The organism is Bacillus sp. AFS029533 (assembly GCF_002585125.1).
Lineage (GTDB): Bacteria > Bacillota > Bacilli > Bacillales > Bacillaceae_G > Gottfriedia > Gottfriedia luciferensis_B.
In genome coordinates this window covers 1-25,389 of the sequence record NZ_NUQC01000050.1, presented here as the reverse complement: position 1 = coordinate 25,389, position 25,389 = coordinate 1, and the positions used below count along the sequence as shown (strand labels likewise).

General features: G+C 30.6%; 25 protein-coding genes and 2 pseudogenes. 6 read left to right on the top strand and 21 right to left on the bottom strand.

Translation table 11 applies throughout. The features are described from left to right. Positions 1-139 precede the first annotated feature (139 nt). Complete coding sequence (locus tag COE53_RS21190; RefSeq protein ID WP_069032013.1) at positions 140-529, top strand: YueI family protein; 390 nt, start codon at positions 140-142, stop codon at positions 527-529. A gap of 63 nt (positions 530-592) precedes the next feature. On the opposite strand, the gene COE53_RS21185 is transcribed toward COE53_RS21190, so the two are convergent. After that, on the bottom strand, positions 593-1,942 hold the full coding sequence (locus COE53_RS21185; RefSeq protein WP_069032012.1) for a hemolysin family protein: 1,350 nt from the start codon (positions 1,940-1,942) through the stop codon (positions 593-595). Positions 1,943-2,440: 498 nt separating this feature from the next. On the opposite strand from COE53_RS21185, the gene COE53_RS21175 reads away from it, so the two are divergent. Further along, positions 2,441-2,905, top strand: coding sequence for a MerR family transcriptional regulator (locus COE53_RS21175; RefSeq protein ID WP_098948677.1), 465 nt, complete (start codon positions 2,441-2,443; stop codon positions 2,903-2,905). A gap of 181 nt (positions 2,906-3,086) precedes the next feature. Continuing rightward, the gene (locus COE53_RS21170; protein ID WP_098948676.1) at positions 3,087-3,278 is read left to right on the top strand and encodes a hypothetical protein; all 192 of its coding nucleotides are present in this window, start codon (positions 3,087-3,089) and stop codon (positions 3,276-3,278) included. Positions 3,279-3,322: 44 nt separating this feature from the next. On the opposite strand, the gene COE53_RS21165 is transcribed toward COE53_RS21170, so the two are convergent. The 4 genes from COE53_RS21165 to COE53_RS21150 all read right to left on the bottom strand — a co-directional run bounded on the left by COE53_RS21165 (position 3,323) and on the right by COE53_RS21150 (position 8,767). Next, positions 3,323-3,880, bottom strand: a complete 558-nt coding sequence (locus COE53_RS21165) for a hypothetical protein (protein ID WP_069032009.1) — start codon at positions 3,878-3,880, stop codon at positions 3,323-3,325. 449 nt (positions 3,881-4,329) lie between these two features. After that, positions 4,330-6,201, bottom strand: coding sequence for a hypothetical protein (locus COE53_RS21160; RefSeq protein WP_069032008.1), 1,872 nt, complete (start codon positions 6,199-6,201; stop codon positions 4,330-4,332). Then, positions 6,191-8,104: a hypothetical protein gene (locus tag COE53_RS21155; protein WP_139116321.1), complete on the bottom strand. Its 1,914-nt coding sequence runs from the start codon at positions 8,102-8,104 to the stop codon at positions 6,191-6,193. The genes COE53_RS21160 and COE53_RS21155 overlap by 11 nt, the downstream gene beginning before the upstream one ends. A gap of 177 nt (positions 8,105-8,281) precedes the next feature. Continuing rightward, complete coding sequence (locus COE53_RS21150; protein WP_069032006.1) at positions 8,282-8,767, bottom strand: GNAT family N-acetyltransferase; 486 nt, start codon at positions 8,765-8,767, stop codon at positions 8,282-8,284. A 156-nt stretch (positions 8,768-8,923) separates the two neighbouring features. Between COE53_RS21150 and COE53_RS21145 the strand changes: the two genes are divergently transcribed. Beyond that, a complete protein-coding gene (locus tag COE53_RS21145; protein ID WP_069032005.1) occupies positions 8,924-9,409 on the top strand; it encodes an Hsp20/alpha crystallin family protein in 486 nt (161 codons plus the stop codon). Between the two features lie 162 nt (positions 9,410-9,571). Here the strand turns inward: COE53_RS21145 and COE53_RS21140 are convergent, their stop codons facing one another. Continuing rightward, positions 9,572-10,156: an SCO family protein gene (locus COE53_RS21140; RefSeq protein WP_069032004.1), complete on the bottom strand. Its 585-nt coding sequence runs from the start codon at positions 10,154-10,156 to the stop codon at positions 9,572-9,574. A 170-nt stretch (positions 10,157-10,326) separates the two neighbouring features. Between COE53_RS21140 and COE53_RS21135 the strand changes: the two genes are divergently transcribed. Further along, positions 10,327-11,280, top strand: coding sequence for an MBL fold metallo-hydrolase (locus COE53_RS21135; RefSeq protein WP_098948675.1), 954 nt, complete (start codon positions 10,327-10,329; stop codon positions 11,278-11,280). A gap of 46 nt (positions 11,281-11,326) precedes the next feature. Here COE53_RS21135 and COE53_RS21130 read toward each other — a convergent pair whose 3' ends face one another. From COE53_RS21130 to iadA, 4 genes are all read right to left on the bottom strand, one after another. Beyond that, positions 11,327-12,169 (bottom strand): DegV family protein, encoded by an 843-nt coding sequence (locus tag COE53_RS21130; RefSeq protein WP_069032002.1) that lies wholly within the window; start codon positions 12,167-12,169, stop codon positions 11,327-11,329. Positions 12,170-12,418: 249 nt separating this feature from the next. Further along, positions 12,419-12,604, bottom strand: coding sequence for a twin-arginine translocase TatA/TatE family subunit (locus tag COE53_RS21125; protein ID WP_025672166.1), 186 nt, complete (start codon positions 12,602-12,604; stop codon positions 12,419-12,421). A gap of 166 nt (positions 12,605-12,770) precedes the next feature. Beyond that, the gene (locus COE53_RS21120; protein WP_180242466.1) at positions 12,771-13,817 is read right to left on the bottom strand and encodes a BMP family lipoprotein; all 1,047 of its coding nucleotides are present in this window, start codon (positions 13,815-13,817) and stop codon (positions 12,771-12,773) included. A gap of 228 nt (positions 13,818-14,045) precedes the next feature. Further along, the gene (gene iadA, locus COE53_RS21115; protein ID WP_069032000.1) at positions 14,046-15,212 is read right to left on the bottom strand and encodes a beta-aspartyl-peptidase; all 1,167 of its coding nucleotides are present in this window, start codon (positions 15,210-15,212) and stop codon (positions 14,046-14,048) included. 202 nt (positions 15,213-15,414) lie between these two features. Here iadA and trhA point away from each other — a divergent pair, with 202 nt between their 5' ends. Then, positions 15,415-16,041, top strand: a complete 627-nt coding sequence (trhA, locus tag COE53_RS21110) for a PAQR family membrane homeostasis protein TrhA (RefSeq protein WP_069031999.1) — start codon at positions 15,415-15,417, stop codon at positions 16,039-16,041. A gap of 34 nt (positions 16,042-16,075) precedes the next feature. Here the strand turns inward: trhA and COE53_RS21105 are convergent, their stop codons facing one another. The 11 genes and pseudogenes from COE53_RS21105 to COE53_RS21055 form a co-directional block, all read right to left on the bottom strand. Next, positions 16,076-16,783 (bottom strand): lysophospholipid acyltransferase family protein, encoded by a 708-nt coding sequence (locus tag COE53_RS21105; RefSeq protein ID WP_069031998.1) that lies wholly within the window; start codon positions 16,781-16,783, stop codon positions 16,076-16,078. 146 nt (positions 16,784-16,929) lie between these two features. After that, on the bottom strand, positions 16,930-17,586 hold the full coding sequence (locus tag COE53_RS21100; protein WP_069031997.1) for an FMN-dependent NADH-azoreductase: 657 nt from the start codon (positions 17,584-17,586) through the stop codon (positions 16,930-16,932). A 110-nt stretch (positions 17,587-17,696) separates the two neighbouring features. Beyond that, positions 17,697-18,179 carry a dihydrofolate reductase gene (locus COE53_RS21095; RefSeq protein WP_069031996.1) on the bottom strand — a complete coding sequence of 161 codons (483 nt, stop codon included), beginning with the start codon at positions 18,177-18,179 and terminating at the stop codon, positions 17,697-17,699. Next, positions 18,176-18,472: pseudogene (gene thyA, locus COE53_RS21090) on the bottom strand (thymidylate synthase); the annotation flags it as partial. The gene COE53_RS21095 and the pseudogene thyA (COE53_RS21090), both read right to left, overlap by 4 nt. A 337-nt stretch (positions 18,473-18,809) precedes the next feature. Then, positions 18,810-19,307: pseudogene (gene thyA / locus COE53_RS21085) on the bottom strand (thymidylate synthase); the annotation flags it as partial. A 30-nt stretch (positions 19,308-19,337) separates the two neighbouring features. Beyond that, entirely contained in the window at positions 19,338-20,126 is a 789-nt protein-coding gene (locus COE53_RS21080; RefSeq protein ID WP_098948673.1) for a class I SAM-dependent methyltransferase, read from the bottom strand. A gap of 221 nt (positions 20,127-20,347) precedes the next feature. After that, positions 20,348-20,776, bottom strand: a complete 429-nt coding sequence (locus tag COE53_RS21075) for a BrxA/BrxB family bacilliredoxin (protein WP_025672116.1) — start codon at positions 20,774-20,776, stop codon at positions 20,348-20,350. Then, a complete protein-coding gene (locus COE53_RS21070) occupies positions 20,776-21,930 on the bottom strand; it encodes a conserved virulence factor C family protein (protein ID WP_069031993.1) in 1,155 nt (384 codons plus the stop codon). The genes COE53_RS21075 and COE53_RS21070 overlap by 1 nt, the downstream gene beginning before the upstream one ends. A gap of 55 nt (positions 21,931-21,985) precedes the next feature. Then, positions 21,986-22,375 carry a single-stranded DNA-binding protein gene (locus COE53_RS21065; protein ID WP_069031992.1) on the bottom strand — a complete coding sequence of 130 codons (390 nt, stop codon included), beginning with the start codon at positions 22,373-22,375 and terminating at the stop codon, positions 21,986-21,988. Between the two features lie 164 nt (positions 22,376-22,539). Next, positions 22,540-24,429: an ABC-F family ATP-binding cassette domain-containing protein gene (locus COE53_RS21060; protein WP_069031991.1), complete on the bottom strand. Its 1,890-nt coding sequence runs from the start codon at positions 24,427-24,429 to the stop codon at positions 22,540-22,542. Then, complete coding sequence (locus tag COE53_RS21055) at positions 24,426-25,073, bottom strand: HD domain-containing protein (protein WP_069031990.1); 648 nt, start codon at positions 25,071-25,073, stop codon at positions 24,426-24,428. Before COE53_RS21055 ends, COE53_RS21060 begins: the two co-directional genes overlap by 4 nt. Between the last annotated feature and the right edge of the window lie 316 nt (positions 25,074-25,389).

The following is a 25,389-nucleotide window of genomic DNA, read 5'->3' as shown; positions in this document are numbered from 1 at the left end:
TTAAGAACCTGACTTTTACGAAGATCACTAGTTCTAGTAATAATAAAACTAAAAGTATGCAAAAATGTCAATAATATGGTGTGTAGAATAGAATAAAGTTAGATACAATTAACTTAATAAACTGAAGGTAGGTATTTCGATGGCTGGAAATAAAGTGGAAGATTATTTAATTAAAGGTATCTATGGCGAAAAGCAAATAAAAATTGAAGAACGAAATATTTTTTTAGGAACAATTCGCGAAAGAATTGAAATTGCGTTAACTACAAGTCAAGTCATGGCAAATTCGATTTATCCAATCGTTGAAAAATCAATCAATATGAAAAATGTTACTTTATTATTAAATGGTACACTGCCTTATAATACAATTTCTAAATATCTTTTACTGGCAAAGAATAAAAATATTCCCTTTTCACTTGTCAATAATTTACCCGTCCCTACTCCAATCGGGCTTGTCGTTACACATAATGACGCAATTGATAAAAATGAAATATTTATTAAAGATGAGCTTTACAAATCTACTAATTTTTAATTAATTCGGTATGTGAAATTTTTTATGATGAGGATAAAAGCGCAGCTCAATTGTAATTACAATTTAAGTTGCGCTTTCTTCTTCAAGCTCAGGTTTTTTAATTGGTTCCCGTGTTAATTCAATTGATTTTATATAATGTCCATCTAACTTAAGAACTTTAAATGAACAGTTATGAAATTTAATCGAATCCCCTTCTTGCACATCAAAATTTTCAGTTAAAATCCATCCACCAATTGTATCAACATCTGTATCATCAATATCTAAGCTAAAAACATCATTAATCTCACTAATTAAAACTTTACCTGCAATGATGAATTTATTTTCGCTTACTTTACTTATATCCTCTTTCTCATCAACATCAAACTCATCTCGTATTTCCCCAACAATTTCTTCTAAAATATCTTCAACTGTTACTAAGCCAGATGTACCTCCGTATTCATCAACTAAGATCGACATATGTATATGTTCTCTTTGCATTTTAACTAATAAATCATGAACTGATATTGATTCAATAACTTGAATGATTGGTCTAATATATTGTTCAAGTGTTTTTACCTCTGCTTCCCCTTTATGAAGAACAAAATCAGTAAAAACATCTTTAAAATTTATTAAACCAACGACATGGTCCTTATCTCCATCTACAACAGGAAAACGTGTATATTTTTCTGTACTCATAAAGTGAATATTCTCATGAAAAGCTTCACGTAAGTCAATTGCAACCATTTCCGTTCGAGGAACCATTATTTCTTTTGCTACTCGCATATTGAAATCAAATATATTGTTCACATACTTAAATTCAGATTGATTTATTTCGCCACTTTTATAGCTTTCAGAAAGTAGAATTCTTAATTCCTCTTCTGAATGAGCAACTTCATGTTCTGAAGCAGGAGGAAGTCCAAATATTTTCAAGACCATCCTTGCTGAATTATTAAACAACCAAATGAACGGATAGGTAATTTTGTAAAAAAGAATTAAAGCTGGAGAAAACGTTAATGTAATCTGTTCAGCCTTTTGAATAGCGATTGTTTTAGGAGCTAATTCACCAACGACAACATGAATAAATGTAATAATTCCAAACGCTAATAAAAAAGAGATCGTGCCACTTACAGCAGTAGGTAAATGCAAATCGTCAAGTAATGGATGCAATAATTCATCTACAGCTGGTTCACCTAACCAACCTAATCCTAAACTCGTAACAGTTATACCAAGTTGACAAGCTGAAAGATATTCATCGAGATGTGTTATTACGCGTTTTACAGCTCTTGCTTTCTTATTTCCCTCACCAATTAATTGATCAATTCTAGAACTTCTAATTTTTACGATTGCAAATTCTGATGCAACAAAAAAGGCAGTAAAAGCAATTAATACAACAACTAACAATAACTTAGTACCAATTCCAAACAATTGAGTCATCCCTCCAATTGGAAGTGAAGGCCATCTTCATAATTAATATTTTTAAATAGGCTTATCTTAGTATATTCAGTTAAATAATTTGTTATCAAAATTTTTTTATTTAGGCATTCTTAAACGTGGATCGAAAATGATTTTTGAAAAGGATTTGCATTTTCTAGTTTTCCCACTCAATATGACTGCTCTCTTAATACCATTCTTTACCTTTTCTCAATTTTCCTTCTCCGATCAGTGTCTTGCATTATATGCTATTTATCTACTTTATATTCTAAAATTAGTAGAATATTTTACTAAAAACACCTTAATAAACCGAGTTTCGATAAAAATCAATACAAAAGTAATTAAGTTTACATTTTCAGCTATTTTGAATGTTAAGAACCTATTTATTCGAAGTATTTTAAGAACTTTTGCCGAGTCAACACTAGTTTTGTCAACCTCAAAGGAATGTGCAGTTTTATAAAGAATTTTTAATATATAAATTATTTGGAGGAGGAATAACGTATGTATACAACTTCTCAAGTGGCAGAACAACTGCAATTAACAAATAAAAAAGTATTATATTTTTTAAAAAAAGGTAATTTAAAAGTAGAGAAAACTCATAACGGATATTTATTTACAGAGGAACAAATCGAACAAATTAAAGAAATTTATGAAGCTTCAATGCAAACGATCGAACCAAAACAAAATGACACGGATCATATTGACATTATAAAAGAATTAACTCAAAAATTACTAAAACTTGAAGAAAAAATTGAAACAAAAGCAAATGAAGTTGTTTCGGTACAAATTTTGGAACATCGATGTGAAATTGAAGATTTAAAGAAAGTAGTTGTTAAACTTGAAAATCAAGTAGAACAATTAAATGAGCAGGTGACCTTATTAAAAGCAGATTTAGAGGATCAGAAAAAGATTATTACATTTAAACCGAAAAAACGATTTGCAATTTTATCGATATTCGGAGTTTAAAAAATCTAAAGACATGTTTATGGTTTAATGAATTGAACTAAAGAACGAAGCTAAGCGAAATAAATAAGGATGCAATCGTTTGGCGTGCATTTAAAAACGTAGAAGAAAATTCTTCTACGTTTTTTTACATACTAAAATGAATGTTGGTCAAAAATAATTTTGTATGAAAGGAGGAATTACCATGCAAAAAAATGCTCGACAATATACTCAGGATGCAACTACTGAACTTAAACACGCAATTGAATGTCTTCAATCTGCATTAGAAACGGTTGAAAAACCCCAAAACCACGAAAGAATCGAACAAGCGCTTCAAGCTTGTCAAACAGCTTATAATCAAACGAATCAGGCTGTAGGTATTCTTGAACAAGAATAAAATGCAAATAAAAAAACTCAGGTTAATCCCTGAGTTTTTTACAATTATTTATCATAATACATTAATATTTCTTTAAATTCATTTGAATATTTTAATAACTTAATAGCATGCTTTATATCCAATAAAAATGGTACAGCAATAATATCATCACTTATTTCAAAATACTCATCAATCGGTAAAATTTTAAATCCTGCACTTCTAGCAAACATATATAGTCTTTTATTTATTGTACCAATATACCAATCAGCGTTAGTCTGATTGGCATGATCATAACACGCTAGTAAAATTTGTTTAAAAAATCCTTTACCTCTATTTTCCCTTGTAATTAATAATTTACCAATTTCATAGATTTCTTCATTTTGAATATATTTAATATATTTGTTTTCGGAAAAATTATAATAATATTTATTTTTATCCTCATTTTCAATATTATATTTACTAAACTCGAGGGTACCAATTAACTTTTTATCCGAATTACAAATTCCATAACGAGTAACTTCATTACTTCTTACTAAGAAAGGTATTTCGTTTTCTTCACAAAAATCTCCCCAAAGCTCGTTAAATAAATTATTCTCTTCTTTTGTATGAATAACACGAAACACTCTCACTCACCCCTAAAATTCCTATATAAATATTCTTATCTTACGTCTATAAAACAAAGTTTATACCAAATTTTAGTATTGTCTCTTTAATACTATTTAGTTATTTTGTTAAAAAAATATTTTATTGGTCTGTTTATATATGGCTCTATTGTATGGTAAAATTTAGCTTTTGGCAACGCTTACATAACTAATTATGTATAATTTGTGAAATCAAAATAATCTCATAATTAGTTTTCTAGTATAGATTAATACGATATTGCAAGTTTTCAACCGAAATATTTTTTCGTAATTTATAATATAAACAATGTATCAAAATGACAAAACATCTTCGAATTAAAAAATTATGCCCTATGCCATCTATTGGTAAAGGGCACATAAAAATTTGTTTGTTTGACTTTCTCAAAATTCAGTTTCAATTACAATCAAATCGCAAAGGGTTCATCTTTGGATTATTTAAGTTCTTCAAGTGTTTTGTTTATTATTTCTACTAACTCTCTTTCACCTACTAGTTCATAAAAATCCTCGCCCTTTTTCTTCGGATAAAACTGAATATAAGTGCCACAGCCCGCTTCTAGAACTTTACGATGAACATTACTACCCGGATATAAGCAAATCACTTCGTTGATCGGTTTTCGCACATATGTCATTTTTCCATTAACACGTTCAACATACTTAAGTCCCCAGTATTTATACATTTGTTCCATTGCCTTTGTATTCCCTACTGGTTGATAAATATTAAACATTGGACTATATTTAATTTCAAAAATGATCGAAGCAACGTATTCTTTATTTTTTTTTCGATAAAAATCTAATCTTATATCCGGTTTTTTTGATTCTTCACCACTAAAAAAATTTGTTCCTTTTAACAGTGATACTTGTGGACTTCCCTCGATGATTTCGTTATAAACTAAATTAATGATCCAATTTTTATTTTCAAGAGACACAAATGCTCCGTCCATTAACTCATCGTCTTTTATATGCATTAAAATCTGTTCAGCTAATGGTTCAGAATCATTTTTAAATTTTAACTTTAAGAAAATATCGCATAATGAGAAAAAGACAAAGTATTCATATAGTAAAAAAGTTGGCTTATATACTGGTAAAAGCATTTGTTTTTTTCCGTATTCTTTTACCTTTTTATCAAACAGGCTTAAGGAATGAATAAAATTTAAAAATACTTTCGATGGACTAGTTGGATATTTTGAAGTATCAGTATCCGTTGCTAAACGAAAAACCCCAATTGTATATTCTCTAAAATAGACTTCATAAAGTTTTTCTAAAGAATTCGTAATTCGTTCTTTTTCTGAAACACTTTTAGTTAATTTTTCTAATTCTAGCTCTTTTAACATTTTTGACTGTCTATATTTAGCTTTTTCTCGATCGGTAATTGAGCCATTCCCAACTACATTTTGCATCATTTTTTCTATATCCTTCACTTGAAAATCGATTTGATCCATTTTATTTTTGTCTTTTACTAATTCATATTTTACAAAAGTTAATAAGGTTTCAATTGTAAGTAGAAATTTACGAACTTTATGTTTAGCATACTTTATCTCATCAATATAATTTTCTTCTTGAACAACTGGTTGCATTGTTAAATTAGTTGCATTTGAAATGGCTGGATGCAATAATGTCCATCTAATTGTATTAAAATCTAATTTTTTTACCTGCCTTTTTAATTCATATTCCTTTTTTTGCTTCCGCTTCAATTTACTTATAAACTGCTGTATTGCAACTAGTAGTCTCTCTTCATTTGACTCGATAAATCGAATAATTGGCCAAAAATACATTGTTCCATTTTGAGTAAATGAAGCAGAAGATTTTTTAAAGTATTGCGAGTCATTCATTATTCCATTTATTTGTTGATTTAATGTTGTATGCATCCACTCTAATTGATCATAATCTAAATTTTTCGGTACTATTTTTATCATTCCATAAAACTGTTGTTCTTGATAAATAATACAAAATTCATAATACCCGCATCTCCAAGGATAGGCATTCTCGGTTTTACCATGTTCATATATTAATATTTTTCTTTTTTCAGATGTAAAAATAAACTGCTGATCATCCAGGTTTTCTTGTTGAAAATGATAAAGATTATTCCAAACGAACGTAATTTTACCGTCAAACTCACCATCGACTTGAAATAAAAATCTTTTTAATTCCTGTATTTCATAGGCAAATAAGTAAGCTTCTTTTGGGTTCATTGTAAGTGCATCAAGAGATATTTTTTCCTCTTTCCCCCTAGTTCCGACAAGAATTGCAATCGTAAATGGGAGATAAAGTGGCTCAAAAATTTCTGGACTATTATTAGTTGACATATCCATCAATCTCCAGCTGCTTTCTTTTCTTTTTCAATTCTTTAATAGAATACTCAAAGTCAGAAATTGATCTACCTAAATTAGATTTCATGACCATGTTTAGTAGCCCTTCCTGCTCGTTCCCTTCACCTGTACCAATTAATTCTTCTAAATTAGCAAATAATCCCCTAACTTTAGTTAATACGCGTTGCTTAACAAAGAGATCAATCGCTTCTTTACGTTCGAATTGAATATGGGAAGGAAGAGTAGGTATGTTCGCTAAATAATTTGATAAATCTTTAATCATACGTGGAGAGATTATTCGCTCACTTAGTGAATGTTCAACTATTTTATTAAACTCATCAAAAAACTTTAATTCATCACTTGTAAGCTCAGATGCACTTAAAGTTTTCTTTGTCCAATTACTATAGTTTTCTGCATTAATATAGATTTGTGGTACAGTTTCATAAATATTTTCATTATTCATCTTTTCTGCATAATTTATGAATGAAGTTGATCTAAGTGAGATTATATTTACACGATCTAACAGTCTTAAAGAAAACTCACTTGAAGTTTCATCAAAGTTAACTGTTCCAACAAAAATAATATTATTACCTATTCTTACTTTAGGCTTATAATATTGATTAATGACTACGTTATGATCATGGAATAGCGTAATCACTCTTTTATCCTGAGGCATTTCTAAAATTGATAAAAATTTACTAAACCAATGTTCAATTTGAGAAAGATTCATTTCATCAAAGATCACCATATACATCCTGTGTGGAAATTGTTCGGCCTCTATAAGTAATTTCGTTAATCCCGTCTCAGAGTCTATATAAATCCCAGTAGTCGGATTTAAATAACCTAATAAATCATAATGTTCACGATATGATGGTGAAATTGGTACAAATAATAACTCCTTACCAAATTCAAGTCCTAAGGTTTCGCCATAAATACGTGCTAATTGAGATTTCCCAGTACCGCTTACACCACCTAAAATTGTTAGAGCCTGAAATTTACAACATATATGAAAATTAATAATATCTTTTTTTTCGTATAACAATCCTTGCTGCAAACAATTTTGGTAAAAACGTTCAATAAAAGCATTTTCAGTATCATTACTCCATTCAACGGGAAAAGCTTGTTTCTCAGTAAAATCTTGCGTATAAATAAGTTCTTTGCATTCTTTTTTAAAGTTTTTACATAACTCTTCCCACTGTTTTTCGGGAATAAAATAAATTAAATGATTTAAATGAATAAAGGACTTTTTAAGTTCATCTTCATCATAATCTTGAAATGTAACTTCATTTTGTTTTTCTAAATAACTAATATCATTCATCATCGATTTTAAAAACAAATTGCCATATAGTCGATTTTCATAAAAGACAAATTCAGGTTGATCAAAATCATTAAAATACTTTGGCAGATGAATTGGCAAAGAACCTTTAATAAGTCGGTTTTCGACCTCTTCACGCTTTCCCTCTCCCCTAAGTTCGATGACAGGTAGAAGATGGTAGGAAGTGTCCCGTTTCCCATCAAAAAACTCAACTAGATCTGCTGTGACAACTTCATTGGCATATTCAAGACGAAACATCACTAATTTAGAATCAAAAATCTTTTTTAATCCATCAATTATGTCATCTTTCTTCTTACTTTTAATTAGTGGTTTTATTTTACTTTCATTATTTTTATTTGCAGTTGTCCCTACAAACAAAACATCTTGAGTTGAAAAACTAGCTTTTAACTTTGATGGAATTGGAGATAAACACTCTACATAAAAACGAATATGATCTTCATCTTCATAGAAAAGTAAGCTCTGCTTCTCTTGGTCCACTACTCTTTCTGTAACAATTTTTCCAAGGAATAAAAAGTTATGAATTTTTTTTGCTAATTTCTGGGTCAATGCGCGTTTTAATTTCAAAGTCATTTCCCCCACTTTCCGACATTTCTCCTACATTTTACGTTCATAGTATAGAAATTATGAATAATACGGCCTTTTTACAAATAAAACACCCAGGAAAACCTGAGTGTTTCTGTAATGTCCAATGGATAAAATGATGATATAAAATTGATTTCTTATTAAGTTCTTGAATTTGGCTTAGAGCATTAATTGATAATAAACGATATCTAGCCATTGATTAAATTTCTGACCCACTTTATAAAAATGGCCTACCTTTTTAAATCCTAATTTCTCATGTAATCTTTCGCTCACTTCGTTTCCGCTAGTAATACAAGAAATAATTGTAAAGTGACCTAGTTTTTTAGCAGTTTCAATCATGTCAATCATTAATGCCTTCGCTAGCCCTTTTCGACGATGATCAGGATGAATATAGACTGATAGTTCTACTGTATGTTTATATGCATCTTTTTCCTTAAACTGTGTAAGTGAACAATAACCTGTTACTTGACCATTTTCTTTAGAAACAATTACTGGGTAGAACTCATTATGGTTGGCAAACCATTTTTGCATTTCTTCTTCTGTTTTTATTTTCATATCAAATGTTGCTGTAGTGTTTAGAATTGCATCATTATAAATTGTTACAATTTCTAGTACATCTTCTTTTGTTGCAAACAGTATTTCCATTCAACTTCCTCTTCTCACGTTTTTTCTTTCCATCTATTGTACATGACAAAAATTGATTTTCAACAATTCGAATAATAAAATCTTTACATCTAAACATGCACAGTGTTTAGGCTCCTTACATATACTGCGTTAGTCGGAATGATAGGAGGTATGAATATGAGTGAAAAAGAAAAAAACAACGCTCAAGATGAAAAACAAAGTCTTTCATCTATTGATCTTCAACATTATTTAAAAAAGGTGGATGATCTAATAGATCAGTCGCCTATTAGAGGTCTTTTTGATGAGATTGATAAATTCTTTCATAAACATGGAGTTTTTTCGTCAATCGGTGTAGAGATTATTGAAAACGGCGAGGAATTAATCATTCAGGCAAGTATGCCAGGTGTAAGTAAAGAACAAATTTATATGGACCTTGAAGGTACAATCTTAACAATTGGCTTAAAAACTGATACGACTACTGAAGTACAAAACGATCAATCAAATTACTCCTATAAAAAATATTCTTATAGCCAATCCCAAAGAGTAGTAAAATTACCTTACCCAATTAATGCAACAACAGCAACTGCAACATACGAAAATGGTATGCTTGTCATAAAAGGTACAAAATTACCTGAATACCAAAAACAAATCTTTTTAGACTAAAAAGTAACACTGCATTTTACCAATATCTTAAAGCTAATCCGATGAATGTCGATGTTTTAATACACAGCACAATTAACTAAATTCAAATAAAAAAACTGAGTATCTTTTAGAAACTCAGTTTTTTATTAAATAAATAAAAACTCTTTTAACCAAAACGCAGCTTTATTTCCCTGTCAAAGTTTCAATATCAGATAAAATCTCATCAAATGGCACATTACTTACACCACTATAATCTTTAACGATTTTTCCATTTTGATCAATTAAATAAAATTTAGTGCCATGGATAACTTGTGAATTGTTTTCAGGTTTTTTAACAATCGTTTTAAAATTTTCAGATGCAAATTTTTCAATGTGTTTTTGAGAATAGCCCGTTAAGAAATTCCAATTATTAAAATCTGCATTAAATTTATTTGCGAATGTAGTTAATAATTGTGGCGTATCAACTTCAGGATCAATACTAAATGAGATGAAGTCTACATTCAACTTCTTCTCTGCAGCCTTTTGTTGAAGTTTTGCCATATTTGCAGTCATTGGCGGACAAACTGTTTCACAACTTGTAAATATAAAATCTGTTAGCCAGACCTTTCCTTTTAAATCTTTCGTCCCAAAAGTCTTACCGTCCTGGTTAGTGTATGTAAATTTTTCTAAATCCCAATTTAAAGGATTTTCAATTTTATTACCACAGCCACTTAATAATGCAAGACATAAAATCATTATTAATGTCACAAATACCGTATTTCTCTTCATACTTATCCCCCTATGTTGCATTGTACTTGTCCATTGTATCAAAAACTGATCGTTTCTTTCTAATAATTTAAACTAATTGACATATATATTTAAACTTTTTCAAATGATACTTTTACAAAGTAAAGTTAAACTAAACATATTGATAAAAAATCTTGAAAGGATGACTGATAATGGCAAATAAAAAATATGAAAATTTAGACACGAGTTATCGTAAAACTTTTAAAGATTTAATCAAATGCGGAATCGAAAGAAGTAAGACAAAAAAGGATTATAGCAGTGTCATTCAACAATGTAGTCATAAAAAAATCTCCTATTTAAAGGAAAATCGAGATAAAACAACAATTACTTGGATTGGACACTCTACTTTTTTAATTCAAATAAAAGGAGTCAATATATTAACTGACCCTGTTTATGCCAATCAAATGGCTTTAAAAAAACGATTGTCAAAACCAGGCATACTTATATCAGAATTACCTCCAATTGACATAATTTGTATTTCTCATGGTCACTATGATCATCTAGATTTTAATACATTGCGACATTTCCCTAAAAAAACACGATTTATTTTACCAATCGGCTTGAAACAAAAATTTGTTAGTAAAGGCTATACCAATGTCCATGAAATGAAATGGTGGGAGTCAAAAGACTTTTTAGGGATCAATATTTCATTTGTACCTTCGCAGCACTGGACGAAGAGAACTTTATTTGATAGGAATAAGTCGCATTGGGGTGGGTTTGTATTCAAAACGTCGAATGACTGTATATATCACGTTGGAGATAGTGCTTATTTTTCAGGATTCAAAGAAATCGGTAAAAGATTTCAAATTGATACAGCAATTATTCCAATCGGAGCATATGAACCTGAATGGTTTATGAAACACAACCATATGTCACCTGAAGAAGCTGTTCAAGCGTTTATAGATTTAAACGCAAAGTTATTTATCCCTATGCATTACGGAACATTTAAACTTGCAGATGATACTCCTTTTGAGGCTCTAGAGCGAATATGTTCTGAATGGAAAAGGAAAAAAATAAAACCCGAAAAGCTTAAAATTTCTTTACTTGGTGAAACAATTCACCCCTCAATTGTTGGAAATAAAAAAGAAGAAGCCATTATTTATTAAGCTTCTTCTTTCTTATTGTTAGAAAATAATATGTTGAATAGAAAATCTATTCTGCGTAAAAAACGAACCCAATAGCACCTTTTCCTGTATGAGTACTAATAACTGGAGTTGTATAATCAGTTTCATCTAATTCTAGATTCGTTAGCTGTTGTATTGATTTCCTAAGATTCTCTGCAAGCTCAGGAGCATCTGCATGTGCAATTCCTACACCTTTTATCGTTTTTCCAAGTGTGTCTTGTTCAAAATATTTAGTTAAAGTTTTTACTACTTGCTGATGGCTACGCACTTTACCAACTGGAGAATAAACTCCCCCTTCAAGTGATGCAATCGGTTTAATATTTAGCAATGACCCAATGAAGGCTTTACCCTTTCCAATTCTTCCACCTTTAACTAAGTTTTCAAGTGTATCTACCATGATATATAAATACGTATTATTTTTAATTTCAGTAAGTCGGTTAACAATGTCTTCAACTGTGGAACCCTCTTCAGCCATTTGTGCTGCCTCGATGACTTGAAAAGCCATTGCTCTTGTAATAAAAGCTGAATCGATTACTGTTACATCACCTTCAACCATCCCTGCAGCTGCACATGCCGTTGAATAAGTACCACTTAAACCGCTAGATAAGTGAATTGAAATGACTTTACTGCCATCGGCTGTCAATTTTTCAAATGTTTCTACAAATGTTCCTACAGCTGGTTGTGATGTCTTTGGCAATTCAACTGATTGTTGCATTTCATCAATAAATTGCTTTGGAGATAGATTAACCCCATCTAAATATGTCCCACCATTTATTTGAATTGTTAAAGGAATGACTGTTATATTTAAATTTTCAATTTCTTCTTTTAATAAGTCGGCCGTTGAGTCAGTTACAATCTTAATGTTTGCCAATCATTTCACATCTTTCTTCTCTAAAATTCTACAAATTTTGCAAGGCAAACTTATTATAACATTTTTACTATAAGTTAACAGTAAATATTAAAGTTCCATTAAAATTTCAATAATTGTTTGAAAATCCTATTGACATGAGGGGGATTTTTATGTACAGATGGACAAGATAAGGCTTTTGAATGAAATAAGTAGATGGAGAAATTTCAAAAAAAAAAAAAACTCGGTGCCTTTACCGAGTCTTTTACTGATTTATTTGCCGTTCTTTTCGTCTTTGTCTTCTAAAAGATCATTTGTTAACCCTTGTGTAGAACGCTTAAATTCTCTAAGTGTATCACCAAATGCTCTTCCGATTTCAGGTAATTTTTTTGGTCCAAATATAATTAATGCTAAAATTAAAATTAAAATTAAACCTGGAAAGCCTATGTTAGCCATTATTTTCCCCCAACTTCCATCCACTATTAATAAGTAAGTACCAAACTTTCCTTATATAGTAATATTGTCAAAAATTTGTTCATTCGTCAAATAATTTCAAGGAATTTTAATAAATTTTAATAACTTATATAGCTTTAGTTTACATAATAATATTATCAATTAATTAAAACTAAATTAATTTTTCTTTAAACTGTAAATACTCTTCTTTATTACTAGGTACTACTAAAGCACCACTTTGAATTTTATCCTTATATTCATTAACCTTTACTAAAATTGGTTCCTCAACATTATTATCCGCTAGTATTAATTTTATACCATCTTCATTTAAACCATAAATTAATGTTTTACCACCATGAAATTCATTCGATTTTGTCTGTTTAGCCAAATCATATACTGCCTGATCAATCTTTTTCACAAGTGAGATAAGAGTTACGTTTTCAGGTAAACCGTGTTTATACTCATTCCGGTCAGCTCCTATTACCCATACTTCCCCTTGATTTGATCTCCTAATTTTTTTTGCAGTAGTAAATACGCCTTTACTTGTTAAACCCGCTACAGGAAAAATGATATCAACGTCTTTCATAAAAAAGTCATTTGCTATTTTTGAGCCTATTTTAGGGTCATTAAAAGTATTTGAATACGCAGTTAGAACTTCAATGTCTTTATTTACTGATTTTACTCCAGAGATAAATCCATACTTATATCTGTTAATAATTTCATTGTCGTCTCCGCCGATAAATCCGATTTTTTTTGTTTTTGTTTTCATTGCTGCTATTACACCTGCTAAAAAACTTCCATCTTGTTCAGTAAAATTAATACTAATTACATTTGGTTGGTCAACTCTCGAATCAATCACACCAAATTTAGTACTTTTATTGTTTTCTGCAACTTTATTCAATACAGAAGATAAATTATTACCTATTCCGATAATCAAATCATAATTTGCATCAGCCATTTTAGTAATTTTCTTTTCAAAACTTTTATTACTATTTGTTGCAATGTATTTATAATTCTTATCTTTTTTTAAATTTTCCTCTTTTGCAAATTTAGTAATACCTTTCATAGCAATTGAATTTAAATAACTATTATTTTTACCATTTGAATTTGAAACAATCCCAATTTTGAAAGTATTACTAGACTCTTGATTATTACTGCAAGCCGAAATGACGACTGCAATTATCGAAATTAAGATTAATGCAGTCTTTTTTTTATACAAAATCATTCACCTCATTCGAATACAATTATTTCTAGTATGAATTTTCGATTATTGTTTTATTCGTTGAAAAGAAGAGGGATTAGCAAAATGAGGTTTTTGGATCTTAAATTTTTAATGCAGGAAGTATATACCTCCTGCTTTAATGTTGCTGAAAACATACTTATTATTTTCATTAATAATGTTCGTTTTCCCTATTGATTGTTTAATATTTCTCTATTAAAACTTTATTCATTCAAATGTACCTTTTACTAATACTTCTTTATCTTGCATCATTATTTTTCCTTTTGAAATAACTACTTCAATTTCTAGTGTTGTTTTATTTAGGAAGACTAAATCTGCATCGTATCCATTTTTGATTTGTCCTTTTTGTAATTTTAATATATTGGCTGGGTTTTTAGTGATTACGCTAATTGCATCTTCAATCTTGATGCCTTCATTTAAAATTGCGTCTTTCACTTCGTCATATAAGCTGCTTACTCTTCCAACCTTCATGCCTCGGAGTATTCCGTTTTCATCAAAATCAGGTAGACTACCTTGTCCATCAGATGTAAATGTGATTTGTTCAATGCTAACACCTGAATTCAACATTCTTTTCAATCCTACGCTACATTTCACTTCACCATTATTCAAAAAGTGTGGGATAGAGCTAGTTGTAAAGTCAACAAACCCTCCTTTTTTAGCGAAGTTAATACCTGCTTCAAATAAATAGCTATTGCGGTTAATATGTGTTGGGTAAAATTGAGTAATAGGTAATTCGGTTTCTTCAACAATCTCCTCGATCATTGATAACATTTTTTTACTATCTCCAATATGTACATTTACAACGCCGGACTTTCCTGAAAGCAAGCCTCCATTTCGAGATTGTGCAGCTATTCTTGCAAATTCTGCCTTTGTCGGTTGAGATGATCGATGGTCCGAAATTGCTATTTCTCCTACACCGATTATCTTATCAATTAAGATGATGTCTTCCTCAATTTTAGAAAATAACGTTTTGACAGGTGTTTGGTACGAGCCCGTATAGACATATGAAGTAATTCCCTCTTCTTCTAATGCTCTACATTTTGCTAGTAGACTGGTCATAGTTCTTGTTGTTCCATCTGTACCAATTACTCCTACTACGGTTGTGATTCCTCCTTTAATACAATCAGACAACAATAATTCTGGTGTTCTTGTTTTAAAGCCACCTTCACCTCCGCCACCAATAAGATGAACATGAGCATCAATGAAGCCAGGCACAATATAGTAGGCAGATGCATCCAATATTTGTATAGGTACCGAAGATGAGGTAATGTCTATGTCTTCATGAACAAACTCAATTTTTTCATTTGATATTAAAATATCGTTTTTACCTATTGACTTTGGGGTAAAGATTTCACCATTTTTTATGAGTAGCATATATACCTCCATTTAGATTATTTTGATTAAATTCAGATTACCATATCTGTCTGATTTATGAATCATACTTGATGTTTATCTGTTTAAAATGATCTATCAAAATATACATAAAGCTATTAAATATTGAAAACATTAAATCTCTAGATTTGTTCATAATACTCTCATGGATGAAAATGATTCATTTAAAATAGGAGGCATTTTTATGAGTAGAGCAATGAAAGAAGAATTAGCAAATGCTATTACTCATGGGATTGGTGCAATACTGAGCATCCCAGCACTGTATTATTTAATTAGTAAGGCTTTGCATAAAGGGACACCTTGGCATTTAATTTCTTTTACAGTCTTTGGTTTGTCTATGTTACTACTTTATATTTGCTCAACATTACTTCATAGCGTTAGAGACCCAAAGTTAATTAGGCTATTTACAATTTTAGATCACTCGGCAATTTATTTATTAATCGCTGGAACTTATACTCCATTTTTACTCATAACTTTAAGGGGAAAGATTGGCTGGTCCTTATTTACAATTATTTGGGGCTTGGCGGTTTCAGGTGTAATCTTTAAATTTATATATGTTAATAAGTTTGAATTATTTTCAACTATTGTATATTTAATTATGGGTTGGTTAATGATGTTTGCAATTAAACCTATTTATGTAGGACTATCTGGAATAGGATTTTTCTACTTATTATTAGGAGGGCTATTTTATTCGATTGGAACAATTTTTTTTCTAGTCAAACGCTGGCCATATAGTCATGCAATTTGGCATTTATTTGTATTATTAGGTAGTGCATCTATGTATTTTTGTATATTTAAATTTGTTGTTTAAAAAAGCGCTTCATTTTAAATGAGCGCTTTTAGTTTTATTTTTCAATAATCTCTTTAATATAGTTAGTTAATTCTTTCGGATCAGTTATTCCAATTTGTTCAGGATAAACTGGTGGAAATACTTTTAGTGTAACATTTGCTGGTTTAATTCGATTACCATTAGCCTCTAAAATATTATAGGTACCTTCAATTCTTACAGGAATAACTGGAACTCCGGATTTCGTTGCTAAATGAAAGCTACCGGATTTAAATTCACCCATTTCACTACGTTTACTTCTAGTACCTTCTGGAAAGATAACTAATGAATGACCATTTTTAAGTTTATCAATGCCTTCTTTTATAGCATTAAGTGATTGTCTTCGATCACTTCTGTCCATAAATACACTATGCATTTGTTCCATCCAGTCTGGTACAATCGGTAGTTTTTTTAATTCGGCTTTTGCAATGAATCCAATAGGCTTATTTAAATATCCTAATAATAGTGGTATATCAAAATTACTTTGATGATTACTTACAATTAGGACTCCTTCGTCTCTAGGAATATTTTCGATTCCTTCAACCTTTACTTTACTACCAGTACAACCAATCATCATTTTCCCGAAATAATCAGGAAATTGGTGCATAATACGGTCTTGCTCATGTACAGGTAAATCTTTTGGTATTTTTTTAACTGATGATAATTTTAGCTTTGCTTCAATTACACCAACTACAATGCGTGTTGCAGCAAATATTGTGCGAAACATATTAATCCTCCGATAATTGAGTATGTTAATTATTATACAAAATGCCCAACCACTTGAAAAGTATTATCCATCCTGATTAATTAATAAAACAAGTATCAAAAAAAAGAATCGGCTTATATTTGCCGATTCCTTTATATAGTGAATCTTTAGTTCGAAATTTTTTCGCCACTGAATTCTGCAGCAAGAACTTTAGCTTTTTCAATTGCATTAGCTTTAATTTCTTGTGCTTTATCTGGCATTGCAGCCATACCTTCTACGAATAAAGTAGTTACATCAGTAACACCTACAAAGTTTAAGATACTTGTTAAGTATGGGCTAGAGAAGTTAATTCCAGCTGCAGGACCTTCTGAATATACGCCACCGCTTGCTTGGATGTGTAATGCTTTTTTATTCTCAAGTAAACCAACTGGACCATTTTCAGTATATTTAAATGTTTTGCCAGCAATTGAGATATTATCAATAAAGTTTTTTACAACTGATGGGAAACTAAAGTTCCAAAATGGTGTAACAAATACATACTCATCAGCTTGAGTGAAAATTTCTAAGTTACGATTCATAGCAGCTAAAGTAGCTTGTTGATCAGCACTTAATTCTTCAAAAGCAGTACCGTTTCCTAATTTGCCCCATGCATCAAAAACATTTCCATCTAACATAGGAACATTTTCTTTAAATAAATCAAAATGAACAACTTCATTTTCAGGATTTGCTTTTTTGTATTCATTAATAAATGCTTCCCCAACAGATAGACCAAATGAATTTTCAATTGCATTTGGATTTGCAGTAATATAAAGTAATTTTTTCATCTTAAACATCTTCCTCTCAGTTTCGTTTATCTTTAATTCGAGATTTATTTTTAAAAATCAAGGGATAATCAAATCCCTTAACCTCATAATAATATCTTTAATTCAAGATGTCAATACTTTTTTTCATAAACAAAATATCTAAATTTAATTTTTGATTTTTCATCGACTTGTACATCAGAAACAGATTTTACATTCCATTCGTCCTTTGAAAAATTCGGGAAAAAAGTGTCACCTTCAAAGTTATGTTCAATTTCAGTAATATAAAGTGTATCTAAATATGGGAAAGTTAAATTAAAAATTTCAGCCCCACCAATAATAAATAAATCTTTATTTTTATTTTCTTCTACATAACTTATAACATCATTAATGACTATAACACCTTCTGCTTGAAAATCCTTTTGTCTTGTCACAACGATATTTTCTCGGTTTGGAAGTGGTCTACCTATCGAATCAAAGGTTTTTCTTCCCATAATAATTGTATATCCAGTCGTCACTTTCTTAAAATAAGCAAGCTCTTGTGGAAGATGCCAAGGCATCTTATTATTTAAGCCGATTACATTGTTTTCTGACATTGCAACTAATGCAGCAATCATACACTTACTACCCCTTTGATCGCAGGATGGCACTCATAATCTTCTAATGTAAAATCCTCATATTTAAATTCAAAAATGTTTTTAATTTCTGTATTTAACTTCATTTTTGGTAATTTATGTGGCTCTCTAGATAGTTGTAAATTTATTTGTTCAAGATGATTTGTATAGATATGTGCATCACCAAATGTATGTACAAAATCTCCTAATTCTAAATCACATACTTGAGCAATCATCATTGTTAAAAGTGCATAAGATGCGATATTAAATGGAACTCCTAAAAAAATGTCAGCTGACAATATCTTCAACCAAGTTCGTTACGCTTGGCCCGTTCTTAAACAGAACTGCTACATGTCACCATGCAGATGAGACTATATCACGACCTCACATAAGGTCCCTTGCATTTCGGGTGCCAATCACTTGCACCCTACTCCATATTTGGATAGTCGTTAGGCATTTATTATTCTTTGTGTATTTTCTGGTGATTTTATTAATAATTTTATAAACTCCAGATTTATATTTCATAAAACCACCTACAAAGAATAAATTTAGCACGGGATTGTCTTAATTTAAGAGTTTCCCCGTTTAGCAAGGTTTTCGGTACAGATTACTCTGTAAAGGCGCTCAGAATTAACGCTGATAAAGCTGACAAGAAAGTTTTCCATCATTCACATAAAACTGGAAAAAGCAATGACATGGTGCTAATGCCATCTTATCAAGTTCTCCAACATTCCACGCAGAAACAATCATTCTTCGAGAATCTGGATTTGTTTTTATTTGATTAATTACTTCCGTAATTTGATCAATTGTTGATCCGTCAGCAGCTTTCCATGATCTCCATTGTTCACCATAAACGGGGCCCAAATTACCATTTTCATCTGCCCACTCATTCCAAATACGAACATCATTTTCTTTTAAGTATTGAATATTAGTGTCGCCTTTTAAAAACCATAATAATTCATGAATGATTGATTTTAAATGAACTTTCTTTGTTGTTACTAAAGGAAAGCCATCTTGAAGATTAAATCGCATTTGATAACCGAATGTACTAATTGTTCCTGTTCCAGTACGGTCTGTCTTTGTCATGCCATTGTCTAATACATGTTTACATAAATCTAAGTATTGCTTCATATTGACCTCCTAATTATGTATAGTTAATTCTTAATGAACTTCTTCTTTCATTTCAATATAGCCAAAATGAAATTCTGATGATTTGCGAATTAATTGATTAAATCCATATTTTTTAAATCTTTCACTTCTAAAATGATCTTTCAACACGATTCTTTTTTTTGCAACGCGCTTAGCTTCATTGATTACTTCATATGTTAGGTCATCATATGATGCTAAATTTTTCAATGCTGCAATACCCGAAGAGGCTTCAATATTTTTTTCAAACATTGGATCAAAATAAACGATATCAAAAGACTTGTCTGGAAGTGTCTTCAAATAAGTTTTATAATCTATATTCTTCACTTCAATTTTGTTAATGATATTCGACCAATCTATAATGTTCTGTTTATTTGTTTTTAGACCTTTCTTAGTTAGGTAAGCAATAATTTGGTTTTTCTCTAAACCTAAAACTTTACCTTGTTCACCTACAACGTAACTTGCAACAATACTATCTGAAGCCATTCCAAGTGTACAGTCTAGTAGAGTATCACCTTTTGTTAATAAACAAGCGTCACAAAAAGGATCATGTTCACCCTTCATCAATCGTCTAATTCTAAAAACTGAGGAGTTTGGGTGAAAAAAATATGGAATTGCTTGGTCATCCTCATACCATTCTAATCTATTTTTACCTAAAACAAGTATAGGTTTTTTAAATTTATCATAGATTTCTTCAATGCTAAATTCTTTTCGGAGAATTAGCTGTCCATTTAAGTCAGAAGCAATGATCTCTGCTTCCTTTTCTAAATAAACATCTGGTCTTAAGCAAGTTGTAATAATCATATGTCTCCTTAATTAAGAAAAAAAGAGGAAAAATCCTCTTTTCAGACTGTTGACAAACGCTCGCTTTCTTCGTTGCTTCGCCTATCTGCGGTGCTCATTACCATAAGGGTAACTCCGCTCCTCACCAGGCTTCGCGCCTCGAAAGACAAGCGCTAGCAATCAGTCTGAAAGTCAATTTTTTGGATTTTGTCTATACACTGAAAAGAGGAAAAATCCTCTTTTTACATTTGTGCAAATATTGATTGAATTCTTGCTTTAATATCTTCAGGAGTTGAGCCTTCGATTTGTTCACGAGGAATAAATCCAACTACCTCTTTACCTTTAAATACTGCCATTGAAGGTGAAGATGGTGGGAAGTCAGCTAAATATTCTCTTAACGTCGCAGTAGCTTCCTTATCTTGTCCAGCAAACACTGTCATAACATTTGCAGGTTTTTTCTCTGATTCAATAACCGCTTGAACTGCAGAAGGTCTAGCAAGTCCAGCAGCACAACCACAAACTGAATTGATTACAAAAAAAGCAGTATCATTTAATTCATTCATAAATGACTCGACTTCTTCCCCAGTAGTTAATTCTGTAAAACCATTTGAAGTTAATTCCTCTCTCATTGGTTTTACGATCCCTTTCATGTACTCATCATATGCATTCATTAGTTTGTTTCTCCTTTTTCATTTTCTATTTTATTACGCTCAGTCATTTGTTTCCAAACTGAACCAAGTGCTTCCTCACCATTTTCAATTCGATGCAAAGCAAGTTGAACTTGTAATTTCACTTCGAATTCTGGGTCTTCTAATGCAGCTTTTAAGGCTGGAATTGCACTTTCATCACCTAGTTCAAAAAGAAACATTGCTGCACGCCATCTAACTAATTTACTAGGATCTTTTAATGCTTCAATCATAGCTGGCATGGCTTCTTCAAATCCTAAGTCTGATAGACAATCTCCAGCAATTCGTCTAACACCAACTGCCTTATCCTTTAAAGCCTCATATAAATAAGGTAACACTAATTCTGATTTTAGCATACCTAAATAAGCTGTAGCTAATCTTCTTATTGAAACATGCTCATCTTTTAAAGCAATTTCTAGTAAAGGTAAATCTTCAAGGGTAGGATCGATTTTTACAAATCTCGCATACCTTTTTTTCCAATCTTTTTCTTCAAAAATATCTGCTGTAAATGGTTCAAATTTAGGAACTTCTTTTTTCTCAGTATTGGATACATCATTCGTCATCACTTCGTTGACGATATTTTTTATGTCGGTTTCTGTGTGAGTAGCCGTTAATTCATCAATAATTTCTTTCTCGATTGTTGCTAATTCACCATAACGAATTCCATAATCAATCCACTGTCTTTCAAATACTACATTCGATGCAGATGTTGTTAGTTTCATAATTGCTTCTTTATAGAACGGAGGTAAAGCTGCTCTTTGTTCTTCACCATTTACAATTAATTTCAACTGCATTGGTATATTGTGATACATTTGAACAAATACTTGTACTTCTCCAAAATGATTATCAATGATCGTTTCATTGGTAGCTTCATCATTTACTTCTTCTCCAAATACATTTCTTACTTGAAGCAAAATAGTTTGCCAATTTGCGTTTGACTTACGATCAATGGCGATAAAATCAGCTACATGATAGACACTTTTGATTCCTTCTATTCCTAATATTTCTTGAATTATTAGCGGTGCCTTGTCAATATTATCAATAGAATAATGATTTCTACTTCCTGATGGCAATTCCTCATCTAATAACACTTTCATTGTATTAGGACTTGGTGTTGGTTCGATTGACTTAATTTTCATCTTAATCTCCTCTTCTTGTTATTTAGTCCATTCTATCAAAAAGAGGAAAAACTCACTATTGTAACGCCTTAACGAATTCTTCAAATTCATTTGTACTAGATTCGACTGCGTTATGAGTTAACTCTTCAGATCGACGAGTAAAAAGGTGAAATTTCTCAACTATTATTTCCGTCACATAAATAGGTTTTTCAGATTCTTTTACATAGCTTGAAGTTTTAATAACTCCTTCAATAGAAACTTCCATCCCTTTTTTTGCTTTTTTAGTAGCATATTCAGCAATGGGACCCCATAATTTTACTGAAACATAGTTCGTTCTCGTTTTTTTCAGATAATCTGAATAAACATTCGTAGCAATATTAATAAAAGTTGTTTTCCTTCCATTCGGTGTAGTTTGTAAAAAGGGCTCTTTCGTTAATCTTCCTACTAATACAACATTATTTATCATTATTACCATCTCCTTTATTTTTTTCTACAATACAAAATTATTGTAAGTTCGTAAAAAAAGGAAAATAGTATTTTAAATAAACTTTTATCTTTAAAAATTCATTATGAGGTAAAAAAACTTGAGTAGTAATATGGTGTCATAATCCAAAACTCAAAATTAATACTCTACTTTAAACTTTCTACTAAATCACTTAAAACTGACCAACGCTCCATTTTCTGTTCTAGTTGAGCTTCTTTTTCCTCAATTTCTTTAGAAAGTTTATAAGCTTCATCAAAATTAGAGCCTACACCTTGTAACTTTTCATTTAGTTGCTCAATCTCATTTTCCAGTTTTTCGATATCAGACTCAATATGATCCCATTCTTTTTGTTCTTGATAAGTTAATCGCTTTTTCTTTTGTTCTTTTTGATAAACGGGTTTTTCAATTGTCTCTTTTACAGCTTCAACTTCACGTTTTTCGTTCGATTGTCGTTCTAAATAATCCGTATAGCTTTCTAATGTAGATGAAACTTTTCCTTCACCTTCAAAAATTAATAATTTATTTGTAACTTTATCTAAGAAATAGCGATCATGTGATACGGTAACTACTACTCCACTAAAATTCTCTATATAGTCTTCTAAAACCGTTAAAGTATCAATATCTAAATCGTTTGTTGGCTCATCAAGTAATAATAAATTTGGAGCAGTCATTAAGAGTCTTAATAAATATAGTCTTCTTTTTTCGCCACCTGAAAGTTTTCCCAATTGTACTCCGTGCGATTGAGTAGGAAATAAGAATGTTTCTAGCATTTGTGAAGCTGAAATTGTTTTTCCATCTGGTGTATGAATGACTTCTGCTTCTTCCTTAATATAATCAATCATTCTCATAGTTGGATTCACATTTTCTTGTATTTGAGTATAGTATGCTACTTTTACTGTTTGCCCAATTTCAATTTCACCAGAATCAACTTGTTCTTCTCCAACAAGCATTTTCAATAAAGTTGTCTTACCCGCACCATTTTCACCAATTATTCCAATTCGATCAGTTTGAAGTAAAAGTATGTTGAAATTATCTAATATCGTTTTCTCGTTAAAAGACTTATTAACATCTTTAAACTCAACAACTTTTTTACCTAGACGAGTTTGTTGAAAGTTCATCTCTAAATCCGCTTTTTCTTGATTGTTGAGTTTACCCGAAAGGTCATCAAAACGTTGAATTCGAGCTTTTTGCTTAGTCGTTCTAGCTTTTGCTCCTCTACGCATCCAAGCTAATTCTCTTCTAAATAAATTGTTTCTTTTTTCATTAGTAGCTGCCTCTTGCTCTTCCCTGGCAGCTCTTTGTTCAATATAATACTGATAATTTCCTTCATAACGATAGATATTGCTATTTGATAGTTCTAATAATGCTGTAGTAACTTCATCTAGAAAATAACGATCATGAGTGACAAATAATACTGCATTTTGCAGTCTTTTTACGTATTCTTGTAAAAAGACGATACATTCATAGTCTAAATGGTTCGTAGGCTCATCTAAAATTAATAAATCACATGGATGTATTAATGCTTTTGCTAAGGCTACTCTTTTCTTCTGACCACCTGAAAGTAATGAAACATCTAAATTTAAATTTGATAAACCTAATTTTGATAAAATTGTCTTTGCATTTGCTTCTAAATCCCAACCATTTAATGTATCCATATCCGCTTGTAATTTTAATAGTTCATTTTGTAATCCTTGATTAGCTGGATCTTCTCCAAGTGCTTGTAATGTTTTTTCATATGATTTTACTAAAACCATTACTTTATCATCACTCTCAAATACTGCTTCAAGAATCGTTTGTTTTTTATCAAAGTCTTCATGTTGAGGCAAATAACTTATTACATAATCCTTTGGAGTCGTAATTTTTCCATCATCAGCTGACTCGACACCTGCAATAATTTTTAATAAACTCGATTTACCAGTTCCATTTATACCTAATAAACCAATTTTCTGCCCTTCACTTACGGTAAATGAAATTTTATCGAATAAAGTTTTTTCCCCATAAGTTTTAATTAAATTCTCTACACTTAAAATCTTCATATTTTAAAATTCCACTCTTTCATAAATTCATCGATGAATTTTTCTACAAATAGATGTCTTTCTTTTGCCAATTCTAATGCTGTGTTTGTATTCATTAAGTCTTTAAGTTTTAATATTTTTTCATAGAAGTGATGTAACGATGAACTTTTGTCACTTCTATATTCTTCCATCGTCATGTTTTCTCTTATTTTAAACTCCGGGTTAAACATACTACGACCTTTTTTACCACCGTACGCAAATGTTCTAGCAACACCAATTGCTCCAATTGCATCCAAGCGATCAGCATCTTGTACAATTTTACCTTCTAAAGTGGTTGGAATAACCCCATTGCCTCCTTTATAGGAGATATTTTCAATTATGTACATGATTGCTTTTACGTCTTCATTATTATTTAATAATTCATTTAGAATTGATTCTAATTGTATTTTTTGAGCCTCAAAATCATCATGTAATTTATCATCTATTACATCGTGAACTAATGCAGCACATTCGACGATGAATTGATTTGCACTCTCTTTTTGAGCAATATGTACTGCTAAGTTTCTAACCCGGTCAATATGATACCAGTCATGTCCAGAACTATCACCTTGATGAAGATTTCGAACATAATTTTCTAATTGTAATATGATTTCCTGCTGATTCATACTCGTACCTCCATAAATCGACTAGTGATATTATATCATTTTTCTATCACCGTAAAACATTAATAGGGTAAGTGGGAATTAAATTTACGAAAAAACCTTCACTTGGGGTGAAGGTTTTAGTTTGTTGAAATATAAAATGGTCAATAGGGAAAACGGACATTAAATAAACTTAATAATGATGAAATTATCATTTTTCTGGATGTTCTTTTAATGGTTTTAAATGTTAATATGTTCGAGCAATTTTATGATTCCAATAAAACTAGACATGTTTTTTTCAGAAGTTAAAAATTATGAGCCTTAGAAAAACAAATTCATT

Excerpts from the sequence above, each read along its gene's own strand:
- COE53_RS21190 (WP_069032013.1), top strand. The coding sequence starts at position 140 with ATGGCTGGAAATAAAGTGGAAGATTATTTAATTAAAGGTATCTATGGC.
- COE53_RS21170 (WP_098948676.1), top strand. The coding sequence starts at position 3,087 with ATGCAAAAAAATGCTCGACAATATACTCAGGATGCAACTACTGAACTT.
- COE53_RS21055 (WP_069031990.1), bottom strand. The coding sequence starts at position 25,073 with ATGAATCAGCAGGAAATCATATTACAATTAGAAAATTATGTTCGAAAT.
- COE53_RS21060 (WP_069031991.1), bottom strand. The coding sequence starts at position 24,429 with ATGAAGATTTTAAGTGTAGAGAATTTAATTAAAACTTATGGGGAAAAA.
- COE53_RS21065 (WP_069031992.1), bottom strand. The coding sequence starts at position 22,375 with ATGATAAATAATGTTGTATTAGTAGGAAGATTAACGAAAGAGCCCTTT.
- COE53_RS21150 (WP_069032006.1), bottom strand. The coding sequence starts at position 8,767 with ATGGAAATACTGTTTGCAACAAAAGAAGATGTACTAGAAATTGTAACA.
- COE53_RS21105 (WP_069031998.1), bottom strand. The coding sequence starts at position 16,783 with ATGTTTCGCACAATATTTGCTGCAACACGCATTGTAGTTGGTGTAATT.
- COE53_RS21080 (WP_098948673.1), bottom strand. The coding sequence starts at position 20,126 with ATGATTATTACAACTTGCTTAAGACCAGATGTTTATTTAGAAAAGGAA.
- COE53_RS21095 (WP_069031996.1), bottom strand. The coding sequence starts at position 18,179 with ATGATTGCTGCATTAGTTGCAATGTCAGAAAACAATGTAATCGGCTTA.
- COE53_RS21185 (WP_069032012.1), bottom strand. The coding sequence starts at position 1,942 with ATGACTCAATTGTTTGGAATTGGTACTAAGTTATTGTTAGTTGTTGTA.
- COE53_RS21145 (WP_069032005.1), top strand. The coding sequence starts at position 8,924 with ATGAGTGAAAAAGAAAAAAACAACGCTCAAGATGAAAAACAAAGTCTT.
- COE53_RS21160 (WP_069032008.1), bottom strand. The coding sequence starts at position 6,201 with ATGTCAACTAATAATAGTCCAGAAATTTTTGAGCCACTTTATCTCCCA.
- COE53_RS21140 (WP_069032004.1), bottom strand. The coding sequence starts at position 10,156 with ATGAAGAGAAATACGGTATTTGTGACATTAATAATGATTTTATGTCTT.
- iadA (WP_069032000.1), bottom strand. The coding sequence starts at position 15,212 with ATGCTACTCATAAAAAATGGTGAAATCTTTACCCCAAAGTCAATAGGT.
- COE53_RS21100 (WP_069031997.1), bottom strand. The coding sequence starts at position 17,586 with ATGAAAAAATTACTTTATATTACTGCAAATCCAAATGCAATTGAAAAT.
- trhA (WP_069031999.1), top strand. The coding sequence starts at position 15,415 with ATGAGTAGAGCAATGAAAGAAGAATTAGCAAATGCTATTACTCATGGG.
- COE53_RS21075 (WP_025672116.1), bottom strand. The coding sequence starts at position 20,776 with ATGAATGCATATGATGAGTACATGAAAGGGATCGTAAAACCAATGAGA.
- COE53_RS21135 (WP_098948675.1), top strand. The coding sequence starts at position 10,327 with ATGGCAAATAAAAAATATGAAAATTTAGACACGAGTTATCGTAAAACT.
- COE53_RS21175 (WP_098948677.1), top strand. The coding sequence starts at position 2,441 with ATGTATACAACTTCTCAAGTGGCAGAACAACTGCAATTAACAAATAAA.
- COE53_RS21070 (WP_069031993.1), bottom strand. The coding sequence starts at position 21,930 with ATGAAAATTAAGTCAATCGAACCAACACCAAGTCCTAATACAATGAAA.